This window comes from Carboxylicivirga mesophila (assembly GCF_018271975.1).
Lineage (GTDB): Bacteria > Bacteroidota > Bacteroidia > Bacteroidales > Marinilabiliaceae > Carboxylicivirga > Carboxylicivirga mesophila.
This window is the reverse complement of the sequence record NZ_JAGUCN010000015.1, coordinates 92,771-113,730: the sequence shown is the minus strand read 5'-3', so window position 1 is coordinate 113,730 and position 20,960 is coordinate 92,771. Positions and strand designations below refer to the sequence as shown.

Annotated in this window: 19 protein-coding genes; 10 read left to right on the top strand and 9 right to left on the bottom strand. The window is 39.3% G+C overall.

Going from position 1 to position 20,960, the window contains the following annotated elements:
* The 5 genes from gltA to rplI all read left to right on the top strand — a co-directional run bounded on the left by gltA (position 1) and on the right by rplI (position 3,723).
* Entirely contained in the window at positions 1 to 1,485 is a 1,485-nt protein-coding gene (gltA, locus tag KEM09_RS13650) for an NADPH-dependent glutamate synthase (RefSeq protein ID WP_212229105.1), read from the top strand.
* 4 nt (positions 1,486 to 1,489) lie between these two features.
* Positions 1,490 to 2,482 carry a dihydroorotate dehydrogenase-like protein gene (locus KEM09_RS13645; RefSeq protein WP_212229103.1) on the top strand — a complete coding sequence of 331 codons (993 nt, stop codon included), beginning with the start codon at positions 1,490 to 1,492 and terminating at the stop codon, positions 2,480 to 2,482.
* A 158-nt stretch (positions 2,483 to 2,640) separates the two neighbouring features.
* The gene (gene rpsF, locus KEM09_RS13640; RefSeq protein WP_212229101.1) at positions 2,641 to 2,988 is read left to right on the top strand and encodes a 30S ribosomal protein S6; all 348 of its coding nucleotides are present in this window, start codon (positions 2,641 to 2,643) and stop codon (positions 2,986 to 2,988) included.
* Positions 2,989 to 2,991: 3 nt separating this feature from the next.
* Complete coding sequence (rpsR, locus tag KEM09_RS13635) at positions 2,992 to 3,261, top strand: 30S ribosomal protein S18 (protein ID WP_212188816.1); 270 nt, start codon at positions 2,992 to 2,994, stop codon at positions 3,259 to 3,261.
* 18 nt (positions 3,262 to 3,279) lie between these two features.
* A complete protein-coding gene (rplI, locus tag KEM09_RS13630; RefSeq protein WP_212229099.1) occupies positions 3,280 to 3,723 on the top strand; it encodes a 50S ribosomal protein L9 in 444 nt (147 codons plus the stop codon).
* A gap of 157 nt (positions 3,724 to 3,880) precedes the next feature.
* On the opposite strand, the gene KEM09_RS13625 is transcribed toward rplI, so the two are convergent.
* Both KEM09_RS13625 and KEM09_RS13620 read right to left on the bottom strand, forming a co-directional pair.
* Positions 3,881 to 4,258 (bottom strand): RidA family protein, encoded by a 378-nt coding sequence (locus tag KEM09_RS13625; protein ID WP_212229097.1) that lies wholly within the window; start codon positions 4,256 to 4,258, stop codon positions 3,881 to 3,883.
* Positions 4,259 to 4,294: 36 nt separating this feature from the next.
* On the bottom strand, positions 4,295 to 7,021 hold the full coding sequence (locus tag KEM09_RS13620; protein ID WP_244825016.1) for a putative LPS assembly protein LptD: 2,727 nt from the start codon (positions 7,019 to 7,021) through the stop codon (positions 4,295 to 4,297).
* Positions 7,022 to 7,158: 137 nt separating this feature from the next.
* Between KEM09_RS13620 and KEM09_RS13615 the strand changes: the two genes are divergently transcribed.
* The 4 genes from KEM09_RS13615 to KEM09_RS13600 all read left to right on the top strand — a co-directional run bounded on the left by KEM09_RS13615 (position 7,159) and on the right by KEM09_RS13600 (position 13,560).
* Positions 7,159 to 8,268, top strand: a complete 1,110-nt coding sequence (locus tag KEM09_RS13615) for an N-acetylmuramoyl-L-alanine amidase family protein (RefSeq protein WP_212229095.1) — start codon at positions 7,159 to 7,161, stop codon at positions 8,266 to 8,268.
* Between the two features lie 79 nt (positions 8,269 to 8,347).
* A complete protein-coding gene (locus KEM09_RS13610; RefSeq protein ID WP_212229093.1) occupies positions 8,348 to 9,586 on the top strand; it encodes an MlaD family protein in 1,239 nt (412 codons plus the stop codon).
* Positions 9,587 to 9,897: 311 nt separating this feature from the next.
* On the top strand, positions 9,898 to 11,325 hold the full coding sequence (gene dnaA, locus KEM09_RS13605; RefSeq protein ID WP_212229091.1) for a chromosomal replication initiator protein DnaA: 1,428 nt from the start codon (positions 9,898 to 9,900) through the stop codon (positions 11,323 to 11,325).
* A 120-nt stretch (positions 11,326 to 11,445) separates the two neighbouring features.
* The gene (locus tag KEM09_RS13600) at positions 11,446 to 13,560 is read left to right on the top strand and encodes a M3 family metallopeptidase (protein ID WP_244825014.1); all 2,115 of its coding nucleotides are present in this window, start codon (positions 11,446 to 11,448) and stop codon (positions 13,558 to 13,560) included.
* Positions 13,561 to 13,681: 121 nt separating this feature from the next.
* Here KEM09_RS13600 and KEM09_RS13595 read toward each other — a convergent pair whose 3' ends face one another.
* The 3 genes from KEM09_RS13595 to KEM09_RS13585 all read right to left on the bottom strand — a co-directional run bounded on the left by KEM09_RS13595 (position 13,682) and on the right by KEM09_RS13585 (position 15,411).
* Complete coding sequence (locus KEM09_RS13595; RefSeq protein ID WP_212229089.1) at positions 13,682 to 14,221, bottom strand: glutathione peroxidase; 540 nt, start codon at positions 14,219 to 14,221, stop codon at positions 13,682 to 13,684.
* Between the two features lie 50 nt (positions 14,222 to 14,271).
* Positions 14,272 to 14,898, bottom strand: a complete 627-nt coding sequence (locus tag KEM09_RS13590) for a protein-L-isoaspartate(D-aspartate) O-methyltransferase (protein ID WP_212229088.1) — start codon at positions 14,896 to 14,898, stop codon at positions 14,272 to 14,274.
* A gap of 69 nt (positions 14,899 to 14,967) precedes the next feature.
* Positions 14,968 to 15,411 carry a nuclear transport factor 2 family protein gene (locus tag KEM09_RS13585; protein WP_212229087.1) on the bottom strand — a complete coding sequence of 148 codons (444 nt, stop codon included), beginning with the start codon at positions 15,409 to 15,411 and terminating at the stop codon, positions 14,968 to 14,970.
* 142 nt (positions 15,412 to 15,553) lie between these two features.
* On the opposite strand from KEM09_RS13585, the gene truA reads away from it, so the two are divergent.
* Positions 15,554 to 16,333 (top strand): tRNA pseudouridine(38-40) synthase TruA, encoded by a 780-nt coding sequence (truA, locus tag KEM09_RS13580; RefSeq protein WP_212229086.1) that lies wholly within the window; start codon positions 15,554 to 15,556, stop codon positions 16,331 to 16,333.
* Positions 16,334 to 16,340: 7 nt separating this feature from the next.
* Here truA and KEM09_RS13575 read toward each other — a convergent pair whose 3' ends face one another.
* From KEM09_RS13575 to KEM09_RS13560, 4 genes are all read right to left on the bottom strand, one after another.
* Positions 16,341 to 17,081: a shikimate dehydrogenase family protein gene (locus KEM09_RS13575; RefSeq protein WP_212229085.1), complete on the bottom strand. Its 741-nt coding sequence runs from the start codon at positions 17,079 to 17,081 to the stop codon at positions 16,341 to 16,343.
* 2 nt (positions 17,082 to 17,083) lie between these two features.
* Positions 17,084 to 17,995, bottom strand: coding sequence for a DUF368 domain-containing protein (locus tag KEM09_RS13570; RefSeq protein ID WP_212229084.1), 912 nt, complete (start codon positions 17,993 to 17,995; stop codon positions 17,084 to 17,086).
* A gap of 5 nt (positions 17,996 to 18,000) precedes the next feature.
* A complete protein-coding gene (locus tag KEM09_RS13565) occupies positions 18,001 to 19,410 on the bottom strand; it encodes a tetratricopeptide repeat protein (RefSeq protein WP_212229083.1) in 1,410 nt (469 codons plus the stop codon).
* 534 nt (positions 19,411 to 19,944) lie between these two features.
* Positions 19,945 to 20,844 (bottom strand): EamA family transporter, encoded by a 900-nt coding sequence (locus KEM09_RS13560; protein WP_212229081.1) that lies wholly within the window; start codon positions 20,842 to 20,844, stop codon positions 19,945 to 19,947.
* Positions 20,845 to 20,960: the final 116 nt, after the last annotated feature.

Genomic DNA, 20,960 nt, shown 5'->3' with positions numbered 1-20,960 from the left:
ATGACTGTTACTAAAGAATTTTTAAAAGAAGAGAGAGAGCAGTCATGGCGTGTAGATGTACGTAAGCTGCTTAAAAATAAAGAGCGCACAGCGCTTAAGCGTGTTCATATGGGCGAGGTCGCTCCTAATGAGCGCGTCAAATCTAATGTTGAGGTAAATACTGGGTTGACTGCAGACGAAGCTATCGATGAGGCACGTCGTTGTCTGGATTGTCCTGATCCAACGTGTATTACAGGCTGTCCGGTTGAAATCAATATTCCCAAGTTTATCAAGCGTATCGAGTTGGGCGAGTTTCTGGATGCAGCTCGTGTTCTTAAAGAAACAAGTGCATTGCCTGCTGTTTGTGGTCGTGTTTGTCCGCAGGAGAAGCAATGTGAAGCCAAGTGTTTTTACCAGGTGAAAATGCAGAAAGAGCCAGTGGCTATTGGTTACCTGGAACGTTTTGCAGCCGATTACGAACGTGAATCAGGTCAGATATCAGTACCTGAGGTAGCCGCACCCAATGGCATCAAAGTGGCTGTTATTGGTAGTGGTCCGGCCGGCTTAACCTTCGCTGGTGATATGGCCAAGCATGGATACGATGTCACTGTTTTTGAGGCCTTGCATCAGATTGGAGGCGTACTAAAATACGGTATACCCGAATTTCGTTTGCCAAACAGCATTGTTGATGTAGAGATTGATAACCTGAAGAAGATGGGGGTTAAGTTTGAAACGAACTTTATTGTAGGTCGAACAGCCACCATTGAAGATTTAAAAGAAGAAGGCTTTCAGGGCTTTTTCACAGGAAGTGGAGCAGGATTGCCTCGTTTTATGAATATTCCAGGAGAAAATTACATAGGCATTCTTAGTTCAAATGAATATCTTACGCGTGTTAACCTGATGGATGCAGCCAATCCTGCAACTGATACGCCAATTATCAGCGGGAAGAATGTAGCTGTGATCGGAGGAGGTAATACCGCTATGGATTCGGTGCGTACGGCCAAGCGTTTAGGGGCCGACAGGGCAATGATTATTTACCGTCGATCAATGGAGGAAATGCCAGCACGTGTTGAGGAAATTAAGCATGCGCAGGAGGAAGGTATTGAGTTTATGACTCTGACGAATCCGGTGGAGTATTTTGCTGATGAAACAGGACGAGTAAGTAAGGTGCGTGTGCAAAAGATGGAGCTGGGTGAGCCTGATGCCTCAGGTCGTCGTCGTCCGGTGCCAATGGAGGGCTCTGAGTACGATATTGAGGTTGATACGGTAGTGGTAAGTGTTGGTGTGTCGCCTAATCCGCTAATACCAAGTTCGCTGCCACAACTTGAGACAACCCGCTGGGGAACCATCGTTGTGGATGAAGAAAAGCTGCAAACGTCTATTCCTGAAATGTTTGCTGGTGGTGATATTGTAAGAGGTGGAGCCACGGTTATATTGGCAATGGGTGATGGAAGAAATGCGGCAGCATCGATGCATAACTATTTACAGGACAAACTAAACCCTTAAGCTCATGCGAAATTTAGAAACTACATATTTAGGATTACCAATAAAAAACCCGATTGTAGTGGGGAGCTCAGGACTGGCTTCTACTATTGGGGGTATTAAAAAATTGGCCAAAGCAGGTGCGGCAGCTATTGTGCTGAAGTCGGTTTTTGAAGAAGAGATTAAAGCGGAAGCTGAGCAAACCATAGGTCAGCAGCTGGGGATGGATGAGAATAACCTGGAGTTTTATGATTATTACGACTATCAGGTGAAAAACGAGGTGTTGGAAAGCTACGTTTCGCTTATTAGAGAAGCAAAAGAAAGCGTTGATATTCCTATCATTGCCAGTATTAATTGTACCAGTTACAGCGAATGGGTGTCATTTGCTCATAAAATTGAAGAAGCTGGTGCTGATGCCATCGAGCTAAATATATTCAAACTGCCTTTTGGAATAAAAGAAGAAGCTGGTGAGATAGAAAAGGTCTATTTCGATATTGTACGTAAAGTGAAAGAGCGTCTGTCAATTCCAGTAGGGATTAAATTAGCGCCTTATTTTACCAATCTTGGCAATGTGATTCATCGTCTATCTCATTCAGGTGTTAACGGTCTAATTTTATTTAACCGCTTCACATCGGTTGATTACGATATTGAAAATGACCAGGTGATTACCGGAAAAGTGTATTCCAATGCCGATGACTATGTGAATTCATTGCGTTGGATTTCAATAGCTTCATCCCAGGCTGGTAGTGATTTGGTTGCTTCCACGGGTATACATGATTATCGGGCAATGGTGAAAATGCTGATGGCCGGGGCTTCGTCTGTAGAGGTGGTTTCAGCTATTTATAAAGAAGGACCTGAAGTAATAGGTGCTATGTTGAAAGAGCTTGATGCATGGATGGAGCGTCGTGGTGTCAATTCAATTAATGAATTCAAAGGACGTTTGAGTCAAAGTACATCTGCTAATCCAGAAGTTTTCGAGCGTGTGCAATTTATGCGCTATTTCTCGGGACACAAACAATAGTTTAGTGAATAAGAAATATAAGAAGAGGGCAGAAGTTGATGATGAATAGCTTCTGCCTTCTGTCTTTTAACTAATTCGCTTATTTACTGCTTTGTTTCTTCTTAATTTATTTTTATCTTTGCGCCCTGATTATTTAAACCTTCTAAAATTAAGAAGATATGTTAAATCGTTATGAAACCGTTTTCATTTTAACTCCCGTTTTGTCTGATGTTCAGATGAAGGAAGCGGTCGACAAATTCAAAGGTTTGATTGTTGAGGCCGGAGGTAAAGTGGTAAATGAAGAAAATTGGGGACTTCGTAAGCTTGCTTACCCAATTCAAAAGAAGTCAACAGGATTTTACCAGTTGTTCGAATTCGACGCTAATCCTGAATTTATTGCGAAGCTGGAGACTGCTTTCCGTCGTGATGAGCGTGTTATCCGTTTCTTATCTTTCAGATTAGATAAGTACGCTATGGCGTATGCAGAGAAAAGAAGATCAACTAAAAAAGAAGAAAAGGAGAACTAGACCATGGCACAGAATCAATCAGAAATCAGGTATTTGACTCCTCCGTCAGTAGAAATTAAAAAGAAAAAGTACTGTCGTTTCAAAAAGAACAAGATCAAGTATATCGATTACAAAGATCCTGAGTTCTTAAAGAAATTCTTAAACGAGCAGGGTAAAATTTTACCTCGCCGTCTGACAGGTACATCTTTAAAGTATCAGCGTAAAGTTGCGCAAGCCGTTAAGCGTGCTCGTCACTTGGCCTTGTTGCCATACGTAACCGATTTGATGAAATAAGAAAAAGGAGGATTTACGATGGAAATTATTTTAAAAGAAGATATTCAGAATCTTGGCCATAAGAACGAAATTGTAACGGTTAAAAATGGTTACGGACGTAACTATTTGATTCCTCAGGGACTTGCTATTTTGGCAACTCCTTCAGCCAAGAAAGTACACGCAGAAAACTTGCGTCAGAGAGCTCATAAAGAAGAGAAAATCAAGAATGAAGCTCTTGAAGTAGCTAAGACACTGGAAGGTAAGTCATTTACTATCGGTGCTAAAGCTTCATCAACCGGTAAGATTTTCGGTTCGGTAAATACTATTCAAATTGCTGAAGCACTTACTAAAGAAGGGTTCAACGTTGAGCGTAAGAACATTTCTATGAAAGAGGATGCAAAAGAATTAGGTACTTACACGGCTACCGTGAAACTACACCGTGAAGTTAAGGTTGACATCTCAATTGAGGTGGTAGCCGAATAACATTTTTATTAATCTCGGATAGATTAAAAAACATTTTTCAAACAGACATAAACCACCATGGGGACATGGTGGTTTTTTTGTGCGTTAAAGTTTGGGGTACAAAAAAGCTCATGCAATTTACTTACATGAGCTCATTATCTTGTTTTGTTTTGGTAGCTTACTTAACTACAATGGTTTCTATCTCAACCATAACGCCAAGTGGTAATTCTTTCACAGCGAAAGCTGCACGCGCGGGAGGATTTTTTTTGTAATAAGAACCATAAACCTCATTCATAGCTGCAAAATTACTCATGTCGCTTAACAAACAGGTTGATTTAACAACATCGGCAAAAGTATAGCCAGCCTCCTCAAGTATGGCGGCTATGTTTTTCATTACTTGTTCGGTTTGTTCTTTAATGCCGCCTTCCACTACTTTACCTGTGGCCGGATTAACAGGTACTTGTCCTGAAATGTATAGAGTGCCGTTGGCTTCAATGGCTTGGCTGTATGGGCCGATTGCACCTGGTGCATTGCTAGTTGAAATTACTTTTTTCATTATTAGTTTATTTAAGGATTAATCATTCACTATTGATTAGAAAAGACCGTTGTCGCGAGGGTGATTGCGTTTTTCGTACTTGAGGTCTTGAAGCATGCTTGAATTTACCCGAATGGTAAAGAAATAAGACTTATATCGGCCAACCGGTACAAGGTTAAAATTCATGCTCCAACAGTGTAAATCGCGACTGATTCCAACGTTGGTATGCGCTATTTCTTTGCGATCAAAGCTGTATCCCGATGCAAAATTAATACGCCATTTGGGGGTTAGCGAAACATTACCATTGAGGTTAACGTCGGAAGTGACTTTGAAATCATAGTCCATTTTACTCTTGTTAAACTGCCCGCGGCTTAATCTGAATGAATAGTTCAGTGAGATATTCCAGGGGATTTCAAATTTGGCATAGCCATCATCTCCTTTAACAAAAGTAGCGTTGCCTCCCTGGAATGCAGCTTGAGGATCGAATTCTTGATTATTCAAGGGATCTGGCGGAAGAGCATTCGGATCTTCTTCGGTACTATTTGGATCGGTTCCTGTTTTCTTGTCTTTCTTTTTAAAGGTATCGGAGCCGAAGTTAAGCCCAAAACTCAGGTTGGCACTTTCAAGTCTCAAAAGTTTGCCTTGCTGTGCCCAAACTGATTGGTTAACACGTATAGGCTGACCAGTACTGGTAGTATCAATAGCGTAAGGATCAAAGCGTGCTCCAAAGTTAACATTGGTGCCAAAGAGTTTAGTTCTACCAGTCATGTTAATGGGTTGCCACTTGAGGGAGTCTGCCAGAAAATTATAGCTGGTACTGAAGTTTAAACTCTCCAGTATTTTAAGTTTTTTAAAGCCTGTAGTGTCTTTCTCACTTTTGACCTTCATCTCAAGGGTGTTGCCTAAGCTAAGGCTCATTGAGCCCGATTTACCACGCCCGGGCACGCCATATAATGCACCATCGTAGTATGAATAATCGTGCCTCACAATTTCATCGCGGTCTTCATCGTAATATTCAAACCAGTCGTAATAACCATATTTGGAGTCGCCAAAATCAGGGCGATACGACATGGAAACTGATGGCGTAGCTACATGTCTGATTGCATCGACTTTGTCGCCAAAAAGCTTACGCCAGGGGCGAAAGAACGTATAGATTTTTGTTGAAGTACCGGCACTAAAACTGTAATCGTATACACGGTTAAACCCTGTTATGGTGTCGGTATTAACAATTTTATTTTCCTCTTCGTCATAGCCTTTCTCAATTTTATTCAGGTACCAGCGTTCAGTATAATTAAACGAAGGTGTAACTGTGAAGTGCTTGAGGAATTTCAAATTCATGGCTACAGGGATACTGTGTTTAACACCATTCTTCCACTGGTTGGCAAAGTCATCACCTGAGAAGCCTAATTCAGATTCTTTGGCATGTACATAGTTTTTCATGTTACCAGTGTACGAGAGATTGATTTTCTCAAACATGTTTTCCTTTGTTCCAACCTTGTTCTTTTTCTTAAACGGATAGAACCGATTAACTGTAAATGTCAGGTCGGGTATTGTTAGGTCAATGGTTGTATCACGACTGTTTTGTGAGTGAAGTAAGTTAGCGGAGAAATTAAAAGGTTTACCTGCCCAGCGTTTGCCATATGATATACTCGACCGCTTTGTATTGGTTGAAATGTCGTTATTGGCAGGATTGTATAGGTTGTTAACGTTGTTCTGGTCAAATGAACTGGTAGAGTAATTAACACTGGCAGAGAATGTTTGGTAGGGGTTGGCTTTAGCGTCTTGCCGGTGCGACCATGTGACTGCCATATCCTTGGTGACCCTGTAGTCTGGCAAATCTTTTTCGCTGTATATATTATTAATGTATTGAAAATTGAATCGCCCGCTGTATTTATACCTCAATTTATAGTTTGAGCCGGTTCTGATGGCCCATGAACCATTGGTAAATATATCGCCCTTGACCATAAAGTCAAAGTAGTCATTTGCTGCCCAGTAATAACCACCATCGGTCAAACCAAAACCCCTGATTTGCTCATCGCGGTAGGATGGAAATAAAAAACCAGAGCTGTAAGAGCTGGTCGTAGGTATCATTGCAAAAGGTACAAAAATGGGAAGCTTGACGTCTTCCACCACCAGATAGGCTGGACCCGTAATAGTTTTCTTTCCTGGAATAACTTTTGCTTTAGTAAGGTTCAGATAAAAGTGTGGATGATCATGACAATCGCAGGTTGTATACTTGGCATGCTTCATGCAATAGGAGTTGTCCTCAATCTTTTTAGCTTTATTTCCTACCACAAAACCTTCGCCTTGTTCGGTAACAATATGTTCGATAATGGCTTTCTCAGTTTTGAAATTATACCGCATACGGCGCATGGTGTATTCACCACTGGGATCAGTAAAAACGGGTAGCCCTATTTCATTGCCCAACGTATCTTTGGTGCCGTATGCAAAAGCAGTACTGCTATCCATGTCTAGTACGATGGTGTGTGCTTTGAGTAAGATATCCTGATAACTTACTTCGGCATTGCCATACAGATAGGTTTTTTGCGTTCTCAGATCAAAATCAATGGAATCAGTGGCTTTATAATTAACTTCAGAGTCTATAATAAAGGATCCGGAGTGCACCTGAGTACTGTCCGATGATGATTCGGCTATTTGAGAATCGGAGCTTTGTATTGTTTCCTGGGCACATAAGCCAGCAAAGTGAGGCGATATAAGTAGCAAAGTAATTGTTAATACAATTGGGTTCAGTGCCTTATATGCTTTAGTTCTAATCAGTGTCAAAATGGTATTTTTTTCAAGCGTTCACAAAAATAATTAAAAAATGCGCATACCTGGGCATGTCCTTTAAATAATGCACTACGCAGCCTTTTTTAGCTGTGTATAATTTTCCTATTTTTGAACTGCAATAATCTAAATGTATGACAATTTATTTATTTAAAACACGTCTTGTATTTTTCTTCTGTCTGGTTGCTTTATGGTTTTTTAACAATACTAAGCTACAAGCTCAGCAGGATATGGTTTTTAAAACAGTGGTTATTGATGCTGGTCATGGTGGCAAAGATCCAGGAGCTATTGGTAAGCAGGCAAAGGAAAAGGATATTGTCTTAAATGTCGCACTTAAGCTTGGTGGCTATATTAAGGAGAAGATGCCTGATGTAAATGTTATCTATACGCGCACCAAAGATGTATTTGTACCGCTTAATAAACGAGCTGAAATTGCCAATAAAAACAAGGCAGACTTGTTTATTTCGATACATGCTAATGCTATCTCGACGCCTAAAATATATGGAGCAGAGACTTTTGTGTTAGGTTTACATCGAACCAAAGAAAACCTGGAAGTTGCCAAGCTGGAGAACTCCGTGATTGTGTTGGAAGAAGACTATACAACCACCTATGAAGGGTTTGATCCTAATTCTGCTGAATCATATATTATATTCGAGTTGATGCAGAATATTCATATCGATCAAAGTATTTATATGGCTTCTTTGGTGCAAAAACAATTTAAGGAGCGTGTTGGGAGGCGAGACCGTGGGGTTAAACAGGCTGGATTTCTGGTGTTACGCCAGGCAACCATGCCAAGTGTGCTGGTTGAGTTGGGATTTCTTACTAATAATACTGAGGAGAAATTTATTGCCTCAGAACGAGGGCAAACATATATGGCTTCAGCTATTTTCAGAGCTGTACGCGATTATAAAAATGAGTTTGATGCCAAGAGTAAGCTGGCTAAGGTTGTTGAAGAACCCGAAATTACTATAGTTGATAGTGTCAATTACCGCATCCAGGTCGCTTCCTCGAAAAAGAAAATACAGGAAGGAACTATGGTTTATGCTCTATTTGATGACGTCTGGATGTTTCAGGAGGGTGAACGGTATAAATACACCACGTGTTGTACCAATAGTTATAGCGAAATCATTAGCTCTTTAACAGAAGTTCGTCAAAAGGTTGGTGGTGCTTTTGTTATAGCTTTCCATGGAAATGATCGTATACCGATTGCTGATGCGCGCAAAATTCAGAATAAGCAAAAGTAGAGGTTTAGGCTATTGATATTATTTTTGTTAAATTGCGCTTGATTTAATACTTCGGTATTATCCACAAACATCATAAACTATGAAAAAAGAAGTAAAGATAGGTCTGACCGTATTTGTTTCATTTATTATTGTCATTTGGGGATTTAACTTTCTGAAAGGGCATAATTTAATTGAAGTGGGTAATTCTTATTATGGCGTTTATGATCGTATTGATGGATTAACTAAAGCAAGTCCGGTTTATTTCAGAGGATTTAAGGTTGGAACAGTCAGGGATATAAATTTTCACCCAACACAGCCTAATCGATTTTTGGTAACCTTCACCTTATTTGATGAGATTGGTATTCCTGCCGACTCTAAAGCACAAATTTACAGTCTTGATTTGATGGGTACAAAGGGTGTTCAGTTTATAATAGGGCATAGTGAGCAAATGTTGGCTGTTGGTGATACAATGAATACATCTGTTGTTGGTGACTTGGCCGATAAGATGAGTATGGAAGTATTACCTCTGAAAGATAAAACTGAGCGATTAATTGTTAAGCTCGATACTGTGTTGACAAATATAGGTCAGATTTTCAGTGAGGAGAAGAGTCGTTTTCATTCAAGTATGTATAACCTTGACCGCTCATTAAGGCATTTTGAATCCATAAGTCGCAACCTCGCAAAAAAGATGGAGGATGATGGGGAAGTTACCATGATGTTGCAGCGTACTGATTCATTGGTTGCGATGCTTTCAGCTCAGCGTCCGCATATTGATTCGACTTTTTCTAATTTGGCTAACTTTAGTCAGCAACTGGAAGATGCCAATATCGATGCCACAGTTGAGCAGTTACGGTCGACTTTAAGCAGTGCCAATGATTTGTTGGATAGTATTAATGATGGAAAAGGTTCATTGGGTAAGCTAATGTCCGATGATGAATTTTATTATTCGCTTAACGATGTGAGTAATAGTCTTAATCGCTTATTAATTGATTTCAGACATAATCCCGACAGGTATGTATCATTCTCTGCGGTTAATTTTGGTCGTAAGGTAATGGTGACAGATCAGGCATATGGTGTTGGAGGTATCGTTTATGAAATTCAAATTCTTGCATCCAAAACTCCGGCAAAAATCGATTCGACAATTTTGGATGGCAAGTATAAAATATTCGAAGATTATCGTGATTCGAAATATATTTATAGCTTGGGTCAAACCCGATATTTTGACGAAGCATCTAAAATATTAGATGAAGTGAAGGATTTGTATGACGAAGCTAATATTGTGGCTTTGGAAAATGGCGTGCCAATTAGTCTTAAAAAAGCCCGTCGAAAAGCTAAGTAAATTCACAATTTATTGTTAAATAGGTGAGCGATAATTTTTTTGAAAATTTTTTCGAATCTTTTCATCATTTCTTCCAAGTAGTTTAAATACAGTGGATTTCACGTGTTAATTAAAAGTTATCAAATGTACACAAGTGTCTGATTATGTGTGTATTATCTGATTTATTTTTAATTGCTTGATTACTAGGCATCATATCGTCGAAATAAAAATGTCAAGAGAATTAACGTTTTTTTTTCATTTTTTTTTTCACAATTTTTGTTTTCGCATTTAAAGTAGTTATCAAACATAATTCTATTAAGGAAACAGAAAGAATGGAAGTCGATTGCAAAAGAATTTGGGGGAATTGTTTGAGCGTTATCAAAGACAATATTCCACAGATTAGTTACCAGACCTGGTTTGAACCTATTGTACCCGTTAAAATAGATAAGGATGTTTTAACGATTCAGGTACCCAGCCTTTTCTTCTATGAGTATCTAGAGGAGCAGTACATTGACTTATTGAGTAAGACACTCAGAAAGGAACTTGGTGTTAATGCCAAGTTGGAGTATAATGTTGTGATGGATAATGCTCATATGGCCAATCAGCAACCTTATACTTTAAATTTCCCGACTAGTAACAAAGCAGATCTTCGCAATCGACCTGTCAGTGTTACCAATCAGGAAAAGCCAGATATCAGAAATCCGTTTGTCATTCCTGGAATTAAGCGACTAAATGTAGATCCTCAACTTAATGGCGATTACAGCTTTGAGAATTTTGTAGAGGGTGAATGTAATCGTTTGGCAAGAAGTGCGAGTTTAGCAGTGGCTAAAAATCCCGGAAAAACCGCTTTTAATCCCTTGTTTCTGTATGGAAATTCAGGTTTGGGTAAAACCCATCTGGCTCAATCAATTGGTATTGAGGTGAAGCGCAATATGCCTGAAAAAACTGTTTTGTACGTTAATGCCAATAAGTTTCAAACTCAGTTTACCGATTCAGTACGCAATAACTCGCAAAATGACTTTCTGAATTTCTACCAAATGATTGATGTATTGATCATCGACGATGTACAGGAATTTGCCGGGAAAACTAAAACGCAAAATACCTTCTTTCATATATTCAATCATTTGCATCAGTCAGGAAAGCAATTAATTCTAACCTGTGATAAAGCTCCTGTAGAGCTGCATGGCATGGAAGATCGTTTACTTTCAAGATTTAAGTGGGGATTGTCTGCGGATTTGCAGATTCCTGATTTTGAAACGCGGGTATCCATTCTAAATAAAAAGATTTATAAGGATGGACTTACAGTGCCCGAAGAGGTAGTGTATTATATCGCCAGCAATGTAGTTAATAATGTGCGTGAGTTAGAAGGAGCTTTGATTTCGCTTTTGGCACAAGCAACGCTGAATAAAAAAGAGATAACCTTTGAGACGGCAAAGCAGATAATTGACAAACTGGTTAAGAAAACGAGCAAGGAGTTATCTATTGACTCAATTTCGCAAACCGTATGTGATTACTTTGGTTTGGAACTTGATATTCTGCAGTCAAAGACGAGGAAGCGTGAAATAGTACAGGCACGGCAGATTGCCATGTTTTTTAGCAAAGGTCTTACCAATTCATCATTGTCAACCATTGGCGCAAAGATTGGCAAGAAAGACCACGCCACAGTATTGCATGCCTGTAAGGCTATCAATAACCTCATTGAAACAGATAAAGATTTTAAAGGGCAAATAAAGGAGATTGAAGCTCAATTAAAATCGTAAATAGTATAAGTTGTACAACATAAAGACATCCAATTTTTGGGTGTCTTTTTTTTTATACTTTTGAGTGGCAATTGATAATGCTATTCAGACAGTATTTTACATTTTATAAAATCTATTGAAATGATTAAAATCTTTAGTGGACTACTGGTAGCCGTGCTGCTGGTAAGTGGATGTCAAACAAAGACACCTGAAATTATGAATCCGTTTTTTACAACCTACAACACTCCTTTTCAAACACCACCTTTTAGCCTGATTGAGGTCAAACATTACATGCCTGCTTTCGAAAAAGGAATGGCAGAACAGCAGGAAGAAATTCAGGCGATTGTAGCTAATAATGATGCACCGAATTTTGAAAATACCATATTGGCCTATGATCGTTCGGGTGAGCTTTTGGAGCGTGTAAGTGCTGTTTTCTTTAATATTCAGGGGACAGACAATAATGACTCAATTCAGGAAATAGCTCGGATAATAACGCCATTGCTAACCAAGCATTCTGATAATATTTCGATGAATATGGAGCTTTTTGGTCGGGTTAAAGCAGTTTATGAGCAAATGGACGAAGCGCAATTATCTGCTGCTCAAAAGCGCGTGACTGAAAAGTATTATAATGACTTTGTGCGTAACGGTGCTCTGCTTTCTACCGAGGATCAGGAACAGCTTAAGAAGTACAATGAAGAGTTAGCTGGTCTTCAATTAAAATTTGAAGAAAATCAGTTGGCAGAGACTAATAAGAATTTCAAACTTGTTGTTGATAATGCTGAAGATCTGGCTGGTTTACCAGAGGGTGTTATTGCAGGTGCTGCTGAAACAGCTGCAGCCAATGGTATGGAAGGTAAATGGGTGTTTACCTTACAAAAGCCTAGCTTAATTCCATTTTTACAGTATGCCGAAAACAGAGCTTTGCGTGAGAAGATTTACAGAGGCTATTTTATGCGCGGTAACAACAATGATGAGTTTGATAATAAAGAAATTGCTCGAAAAATGGCGATGATTCGTAGCGAGCGCGTTAAGCTTTTAGGTTATGAAACGCATGCGGATTATGCAATAGCTGTGAACATGGCGAAAACTCCTCAAAATGTAGATGAGTTTCTGATGGGCTTGTGGAGACCGGCCCTAAAAGTAGCTAAACAGGAGTTGAAGGAAATGCAAGCAATCATTAACCAGGAAGGTGGTAATTTTGAATTGCAGTCATGGGATTGGTGGTACTATGCCGAGAAGCTGAGAAAAGCCAAATATGACCTGGATGAGGCAGAGGTAATCCCGTATTTTCAATTGGAGAATGTGCGAGAGGGAATGTTTTGGGTGGCTAATCAACTGTACGGAATTACATTTACGCCACTGAATAATATAGAAGTTTACAATCCTGAAGCCGAAGTTTTTGAGGTGAAGGAGGCCAATGGCGAGCATATTGGTTTATTATACCTTGATTACCATCCGCGCGAAAGCAAGCGCCCTGGTGCTTGGCAAACCAGTTTCCGTAATGCTATTACCAAAGATGGCAAGAAGATATCTCCTCTGGTATCGCTGGTATGTAACTTCACTAAACCTACTGGTGATATGCCTGCATTATTAACATTTGATGAAGTAAGTACCTTGTTTCATGAATTCGGACATGGTCTACATGCCTTGTTTACTGATGGCGAATATAAGCGTACTGCTGGTGTGGTGCCAATGGATTACGTTGAATTGCCTTCGCAGGTGATGGAAAATTGGGCTGCTGAGCCTACTGTACTAAAACATTATGCACGTCACTATGAAACAGGCGAGGTTATTCCAGATGAGTTGATTGAAAAGATTCAGAAGAGTGGACATTTTAATCAGGGATTTGCCACCGTAGAATATCTGGCAGCTTCATTACTTGACCTTAAATGGCATAGTCTGAAAGCAGGAGATGTTGTGGAAAATACGCTTGATTTTGAGAAAGAGGCCATGGGTAATATTGGTTTAATTGATGAGATTATTCCAAGATATCGTTCTACCTATTTTGGTCATATCTTTAGTAGTGACTTTTATGCTGCGGGTTACTATGTATACATATGGGCTGCTGTGCTTGATTCAGATGCTTTTGATGCGTTTAAGCAGAGTGGAGATATATTCAATAAAGAATTGGCTCAGAAGTTTCGTCAACACTGCTTGTCGGAATGTGGCAATGATGAAGGAATGGTGCAGTATTTGAAATTCAGAGGTCAAGAGCCATCGCTTCAGCCTTTGCTGGAGAAGCGTGGTTTAAACTAAAGCCATTATTACGAAATAAAAAAATGGCCGATTCATGAGTCGGCCATTTGTATATTGTAAAAGTTACCGGAATAACAGAAAGATTGCATTTAAGGTAGTTGTCTGAAAGCCGGTAACTTTTTTAATTCATTATCCATTCGATAATTTCCTGGTCATCAGGTTTCGTTTTAGGATCAATCACTTTTTCAATTTCTCCTTGTTGATTGATTAAATATTTCTGGAAATTCCATTTTACCTTGCTATCTCCAAAGTTGTTTAATTCTCCAGTTGTTAACCATTTATAGAGTGGGTGTATATCGTCACCTTTCACAGATATTTTACTCATCATTAAAAAGGTGACGCCATAGTTCTCAGTACAGAATGTTTTGATATCATCATTAGAGCCGGGCTCCTGGCTTAAAAAATTGTTGGCCGGAAATCCTATAATCATAAAGTCATCTCCGCCATATAATTCATGTACTTTTTGAAGTTGTTCGTACTGAGGAGTTAATCCACATTTACTGGCCACATTAACAACCATCACTTTTTTTCCTTTAAGTGCTGATAAATCATATGTTTGACCATCAATGGTATTTACATTAAAATCGTAAAAGGATTGCTGACTATATGTAATAGCGCATGATAGTAGAATAAGTATTAGGATTGCAAATGTTTGTTTCATTAGTTTGTGTTAATTAATTGTTATACAATATAAAGCTAAACGCATAGGTTCTATTTTTGTTTATTAGCTTCTCGTGTAAATGGAACAAATCGAACGCTAATCAGTCGTTTGCTTCTCAACTTTCCATTTTTTTTATGATAGATGATTAGTTGCTGGTGAAAACCAGTTTTTATAGGGGCGATAATAGAACCGCCTTCCTTTAGTTGGTCAATGAGAGGTTCAGGTATGCTCTCAGGGGCTGCAGTCAGCATGATGGCATCGTAGGGCTGATGTTCTTCCCATCCGTGATAGCCATCGCCTATTTTACAATACACATTCTCATAGCCTAGCGAATCTAAAGTATGTGTGGCTTGCGTGCCCAGAGGTTTAACAATTTCAATCGTATATACTTCTTTAGCTACTTCGGCGAGAATAGCGGCTTGATAGCCTGAGCCCGTGCCAATCTCCAGTACCTTATCCTTCGGTGAAAGGTTTAGTAATTCTGTCATGTAGGCAACAATGTATGGCTGCGAAATGGTTTGGTTATAGCCAATGGGCAGCGGCCTGTCTTCGTAGGCAAATTGCTGCAGTTCGGATGGAACAAACGCATGTCTGGGGACGTTTTTAAGTGCTTTAATTACCTCTTTATCGGTGATTCCCCTGCTGATAATTTGTTCTTCCACCATTCGGACTCTCATCAAGTTATAATCTTGTGTAAATATTACAATTAGTGTGGCTGTTATGACTGAAACAAACATTGCTGACTTTTATTCAGTTGGTGGTAAAGTGTTGTCAGGTACAGAAATGTGGCTTTGAACGATCAGCCAATTGCCATCTCTTTTTTCCAGCACTCCGGTGTGTCTGAATCCTTCCAGCCTGAATGGTTCTCCCTTGGTTTCAAAGCAGGTGTCAAGTAGTTGTGAATACCAGGCAACCTCTTTGCATTGGCTCAGTTGAATACGTGTATCTTTGGCTGCTATAGTATAGTCTGGTTTTGTTTTTATTGCCTGGGTCATCCATTCGTAAAAAGCATACCACCCATACCATATTTCATCTAAATCAGTACCAATGTTTAAGGTGTTTTCGTCTTGAGCAAAACACTTCGAAAATTGCTCAAGATTGCCTTCTTCCTGAGCTATTAATAAAGTGTCAAGAACCTTTTTAATTGGTGTAATTTCAGGACTTACAGTCTTCGCGTTGATTGTTTCCATGGTGTAAAGTTTATTGGTTTTAAGTAAAATATGTTGCTATCTATTAAAGTTAGCCATTTGCTTATATGATGTCAACCTTGAAGAATGTGGTAAGTGAGGCGATAATTTTTTAAGTTTGCGCTTGAATTTTACAATTGGAACTATGCACAGGTATTTTATCGAAATGGCCTACAATGGAAGTCGTTTTCATGGCTGGCAGATACAGCCTAACGCCATTTCGGTGCAGGAGGTGATGAATGATGCCCTTAATAAAGCACTGCGTCAAGATATTAATGTTGTTGGTTGCGGCCGCACGGATACAGGTGTACATGCCTCGTATTTTGTAGCGCATTTTGATTGTGTTGGAGTGATTGAAGACCCGGAGCAGTTGGTGTTTAAAGTGAACAGGATAGTAGGCAAGGATATTGTCGTTTATTCAATATTGAAGGTAGATGGCGAGGCTCATAGTCGATTTCATGCCAGCTCCAGAACCTATCACTACTATCTTCAAACCGAGAAGAATCCTTTTTTGTCGGAATTTAGTTACCGGCCTTTGTTTAGGGTCGATATAGAATTAATGAATAAAGCAGCAAAGCTACTTTTTGACTATACGGATTTTACCAGCTTCAGTAAATTACATACCGATACAAAAACCAATAATTGTAAAATATTGTATGCTGCCTGGGAGCCACGGGCACAAGGTGCTGTTTTTGTTATTAAAGCAGATCGCTTCTTAAGAAATATGGTTCGTGCGGTTGTTGGAACCTTGTTGGAAGTTGGGCGCGGTAAGCTATCGCTGCAGCAATTCAAAAAAGTGATTGAAAGTATGGATAGAGGTGAGGCGGGCACTTCTGTTCCGCCCCAGGCATTGTTTCTGGTTGATATAGAATACCCTCAAGAGGTGTTCGAGTCAAAAGTTAAGCGTCAGCCTCCTTTTAGTTAGATAGTGTTTAAGAATTCCAAATCTTCCAGGCGGCTTCGGCTTGAAGGTGTAGCATGTCCAAGCCGTTCTTAGTAGTTGCACCTTGCTCAATGCCTTTTTGCATAAATAAGGTCGTAGGTGGGTTGTATGTCAGGTCATACAGCAAATGTTTGTCCGTAACCAGATTGTAAGGTATATCCGGACAGGTGTTGATATTAGGGAACATGCCTAAAGGTGTGCAATTAACCAGTACCGTGTAGTCTTTCATGATTTCAGAAGTGATGTCTGAATAACATAGGCTATCTGAACCTTTAGTCCGTGAAACATATTTGTAGTCGATATCCATCAGGCGGAAGGCATGGGCAATGGCTTTAGCAGCTCCTCCTGTTCCAAGTATTAGTGCCTTCTGGTGGTGCTTCTGTAATAGTGGCTTTATTGATTCTGAGAAACCAATTAAATCAGTGTTGTAGCCAGTTAGTTTTGGTATTTTATTTTCCCAGGTGACTTTAATAGCATTGCAGGCGCCGGCTTTTTGAGCTGTTTCATCCATCTCGTCGAGGTATTTTAATACCTTTTCTTTGTGTGGTATTGTGACGCTAAAACCAGCTATATAGGGGTGTTGGTTCAATAAGGCCGGTAACTCATCAATGTTTTCTATTTCAAAGTTTAGGTACCTGGCATCAATATTTTCATTTTCAAATTTCTGTGTGAAATATTTTTGGGAGAATGATTGTGCTAAAGGAAAGCCTATTAAACCAAATGTTCTCATAACTACTTTTGTTTCTTTGTTGCTAAAAGTTCTGTAATAATAATGCTGGCCAAACCTAAAATAATAAAAAGTACAGCAAAATAAAATTCAGTATTAAGTTCTGGTAGATAATAGTTGAAGTCAACTGTTTTAACCTTATCGCCAAATTGCTGGGTTATTTCGTGTTTCCATGGCCATAGAATACCTAGTGAACCGGCAATAAAGCCTGTCAGCAGAGCGATGGTTTGGTTATGGTACTTTTTCAGCAGCCACGATAGGAAGTGTGAAAAGGCGATTAATCCAACTCCCGCACCCAACGCAACAGGTAACAAAATTTCTATGGCCATATTGTTAACTGCATCAATCATTACCAATTGGTAATTGCCCATCAGAATAAGTACAAATGAGCCTGACAATCCGGGTAGTATCATACTGCATATGGCCACAACGCCGCAAAGAATGAGGTATAAAAATGAATCGTTCTGACTGGCTGGTGTTAATACAGAGATAGACACTGCAATAGCTGTTCCTACTATAAGGCTGATAATAGTAGAAGTTGTCCAACTCTTTACTGTTTTACCTACAAAGTAGATGGAAGCCATTACCAAACCGAAGAAATACGCCCAAATGTAAATTGGATAGTTGATGAAAAGGTATTCAAACAGGCGTGCTAAGCTAATAATAGCCACTCCAATACCTGTGAACAGGGCCAATAAGAAGTATAAATCAATATGCCTTATCAAGGCTTTGATTTCACCTTTAACCAGTAGCTGGATGGCTTTGCCGTTAAACGACTTAATGGCATTAATCAAGCGTTCGAAAATGCCGGTTATTAAAGCGATGGTACCACCGGATACACCTGGTATAACGTTGGCAGCGCCCATTGCAGCTCCTTTTAGGGCTGTTTGTATTAATGATAAGAGTGAATTATTCATTTACCTTATTCGTTACAGTAATTGTTGATGAGTTGTTGAACTGTTTTGTCTGCAATAAATTCAGGGTAGTCATTTTCAATATCCTTTATGCCACCGAAGTCAATGCTCAGGGCCTTTGATAATGCAGACAGGGCTTCATTTCTGTTGCTTAAATATCGGAAGTGTGCCACAGCACTCAAATAATGTATGGATGCTGTATCTTCATATTGTTCATGCAGGCTACTGATGTAAGCCTTAATGTCAAAATGTTCGATTAATACAATTTTTAGTTTAATTAGCTCAAGCCAGCCTGCTAATTCATGCGGATCAAGGTTAAGGCCATTTTCCAGGCTGCGTGCTGCATCTTCTACCTTGTCTAATTCGAACAACCCGCGCGCGTGGGCAAACCAGTAATCAGCATTTAACGGATTGATAGATATGGCCTGATCGATTGCCTGTAAGCCACCAGAGAAATCCTCATTTTCCATCAGTGTAGTTCCTAATCCATACCATGCATCTGATTGTTTTGGGGCCAGCTTAATCACCAATTGGTATAGCCTGATGGCCAAGTCGTAGTTGCCAAGTTGCTCCCAGCAATCTGCCATGTATTGGTAGGTTAGTGTCAGGTCGTCACCAATTGTAATGTGTTCACTATATGCATCAATTGCTTCTTTGAAACAACCAGATTGAACCAGGCTGTTGCCCATATTGAAATAGGCCTCTTCGTGCTGAGGATTGATGGTGATAGTGTATTCATAGGCCTTGCAAGCTTCCTCATGCTTGCCGGTCTTATTATAAATGATTGCCAGGTTGTACCAGCCATTATCTGAAAACGGATTGGTTTCCAGTAATTGTTGGTAGGCTTCAATGCTTTTATCGTACTCCAGAATTTTATCTAGTGAAAAGGCATATTCGAACAGAGCATTTTCGTTATCACGATTAAGTTCCAGTAATTGTTCCAGAAATTTAATCGATTCCAGATAAAGCTCGTGCTGATTGAGGTTGTAGCTTATTTCCAGTAGAATATCTTCTTTATCTTCAAAAGCAATTTCTACAGCTTTCCCAAAATAGCTAACAGCTTCAAGGGTGTTGCTTTTTTGAAGCATAATCCACCCCAACGTCATGTATACATCAGGATTTGAAGCGTCGAGTGGAGCTAATTCTTTCAGAAGTTTATAGGCTTCATCAATGTTGCCATGTTCAGCCATGAAGATGGCTTTTTTGACCATTAAGGCAGGGGAGTCGGGATGTTGCGAGAGGCCAATGGTTAAGATTTGTTGTGCGTGTTCAATTAAGTTTTTTTCGTAATAAAAATCGTAGATGTTTTCTATCTGATGCACGTCAAAATATTCAACTTTCTCCGCACTAATCATTTTTTCAAATCGTTCAATCGCCTGCAAAACATCGTCGTGACTTGCGTGCAAGAAATCCTGCATATAATCGTGTTTTAATGATACAAAAATATCAATTTTATCAGCATCAGCAAGGTGTGGTGTAAATTGTTATTAACAGGTTTATTCACAATCTAATAGTGCTATGCGGGAGGAAATAAAAAAAGAGGCTGAACTCTTTGGGTCGGGTTACAGCCTCTGTGCCTGAAGAGAAATTGCACCTTTATCGCCAAAACACTAGAAACCGTGTCGGTGAATATTCTTCAGACGATCGCCTGGATTTTTAATGAAGATACTAATGGGAATAAACCCATTATTATAGTGTAGTAAAGAAATCGCCATTTTCTTTGTGAGTGTCTGGAATCTTCATTATCCAAGGGCAAAAAAGTTAGGTTTGTTTGTATTTGCGTTTTTGCATTACAAGTAGTTGTCGTTACAATCTGGATGTTCATTTTGCAATTGGCATGCCATGTTTTATAACGGGCAGATATTTAGTGAGGTATGTGTTTTTTGCAATATTCAGCTTACATCCAAATCTGTACGGTTTTGTAATTATTTATGTACGTTATCGTACAGTGGTTAATGTGCAGAGCCAAATATTAGTAGGCCGATACCCAGAATAATACCCAATAGGTATATGGTTTTTCGCTGGATGTTCTGTTCTTTAAACAGGATGGCACCAATACTAAATGCAATAATTACACCGCCTCTTCTTATGGCTGATATGACAGATATAAGGGCCTCAGGTTCGCTTAATGCTTTAAAATATATATAATCCGCTGATACAAGGGAGATGCCAATCAGCGGTATTGTCCACCTGAATATAAAAGGGGTGCTTCGTTTTCGTTTGGGGTACCATAAAAACATTATGATGGGAAGCATGATAAGCGTTTGGTAAATTGAGAACCAACTTTGAACAGCAAGTCTGTTAATGTTTTGTAATAAATGTTTGTCGTAAAGACCACTGACCGCTCCACTAAGTGTTGCTAAAATAATGAACCAAAACCACTTGTTACGTTTGATGTGGATGCCTTCGAGTTTTCCGACTGTGGTAAACAGATAGAAAAATAGAAGAGTTATCGCTATACCAATCCATTGGAACGTATTTAGTTGTTCTGAAAATATCAGGATGGCACCTAATAGCGTCCAGAAAGGACCGGTTGCTCTGATGGGTGCTACTAAGGTTATTGGAAGATGCTTTAAGGCAAAGAAAGAAAAAATCCAGGATGTTAATACGATGATGGCTTTAAGGAAAACCTGCAGATGTTCACTTGCGGTTATTTCAGGTATATACAGAAGGTTGTTATTGGGTATGATGCCGAAAGTTGAAAGTACCAAAAGTGGCAGAAATATAAGCGCTGCACTCGCAATGCTTATCATCAATACAGGTAGAACCGCATTTTTGTTTAATGAAACCTTTTTGAAGATGTCGTAAATTCCGAGGAAAATAGCAGAGAGAAGTGCCAGGTAAAACCACATTGTATAATTTTTTCGCAAAAGTATATAAGAATTTGCAAAGTGCTTGTTGTAATCTTACTTTCTCTTACTTACCTGAAGCTTATAGCCTTGTTATTACTTCGCTTATTTGATATATT

Excerpts from the sequence above, each read along its gene's own strand:
- gltA (WP_212229105.1), top strand. The coding sequence starts at position 1 with ATGACTGTTACTAAAGAATTTTTAAAAGAAGAGAGAGAGCAGTCATGG.
- KEM09_RS13645 (WP_212229103.1), top strand. The coding sequence starts at position 1,490 with ATGCGAAATTTAGAAACTACATATTTAGGATTACCAATAAAAAACCCG.
- rpsF (WP_212229101.1), top strand. The coding sequence starts at position 2,641 with ATGTTAAATCGTTATGAAACCGTTTTCATTTTAACTCCCGTTTTGTCT.
- rpsR (WP_212188816.1), top strand. The coding sequence starts at position 2,992 with ATGGCACAGAATCAATCAGAAATCAGGTATTTGACTCCTCCGTCAGTA.
- rplI (WP_212229099.1), top strand. The coding sequence starts at position 3,280 with ATGGAAATTATTTTAAAAGAAGATATTCAGAATCTTGGCCATAAGAAC.
- KEM09_RS13625 (WP_212229097.1), bottom strand. The coding sequence starts at position 4,258 with ATGAAAAAAGTAATTTCAACTAGCAATGCACCAGGTGCAATCGGCCCA.
- KEM09_RS13615 (WP_212229095.1), top strand. The coding sequence starts at position 7,159 with ATGACAATTTATTTATTTAAAACACGTCTTGTATTTTTCTTCTGTCTG.
- KEM09_RS13610 (WP_212229093.1), top strand. The coding sequence starts at position 8,348 with ATGAAAAAAGAAGTAAAGATAGGTCTGACCGTATTTGTTTCATTTATT.
- dnaA (WP_212229091.1), top strand. The coding sequence starts at position 9,898 with ATGGAAGTCGATTGCAAAAGAATTTGGGGGAATTGTTTGAGCGTTATC.
- KEM09_RS13600 (WP_244825014.1), top strand. The coding sequence starts at position 11,446 with ATGATTAAAATCTTTAGTGGACTACTGGTAGCCGTGCTGCTGGTAAGT.
- KEM09_RS13595 (WP_212229089.1), bottom strand. The coding sequence starts at position 14,221 with ATGAAACAAACATTTGCAATCCTAATACTTATTCTACTATCATGCGCT.
- KEM09_RS13590 (WP_212229088.1), bottom strand. The coding sequence starts at position 14,898 with ATGAGAGTCCGAATGGTGGAAGAACAAATTATCAGCAGGGGAATCACC.
- KEM09_RS13585 (WP_212229087.1), bottom strand. The coding sequence starts at position 15,411 with ATGGAAACAATCAACGCGAAGACTGTAAGTCCTGAAATTACACCAATT.
- truA (WP_212229086.1), top strand. The coding sequence starts at position 15,554 with ATGCACAGGTATTTTATCGAAATGGCCTACAATGGAAGTCGTTTTCAT.
- KEM09_RS13575 (WP_212229085.1), bottom strand. The coding sequence starts at position 17,081 with ATGAGAACATTTGGTTTAATAGGCTTTCCTTTAGCACAATCATTCTCC.
- KEM09_RS13570 (WP_212229084.1), bottom strand. The coding sequence starts at position 17,995 with ATGAATAATTCACTCTTATCATTAATACAAACAGCCCTAAAAGGAGCT.
- KEM09_RS13565 (WP_212229083.1), bottom strand. The coding sequence starts at position 19,410 with ATGCAGGATTTCTTGCACGCAAGTCACGACGATGTTTTGCAGGCGATT.
- KEM09_RS13560 (WP_212229081.1), bottom strand. The coding sequence starts at position 20,844 with ATGTGGTTTTACCTGGCACTTCTCTCTGCTATTTTCCTCGGAATTTAC.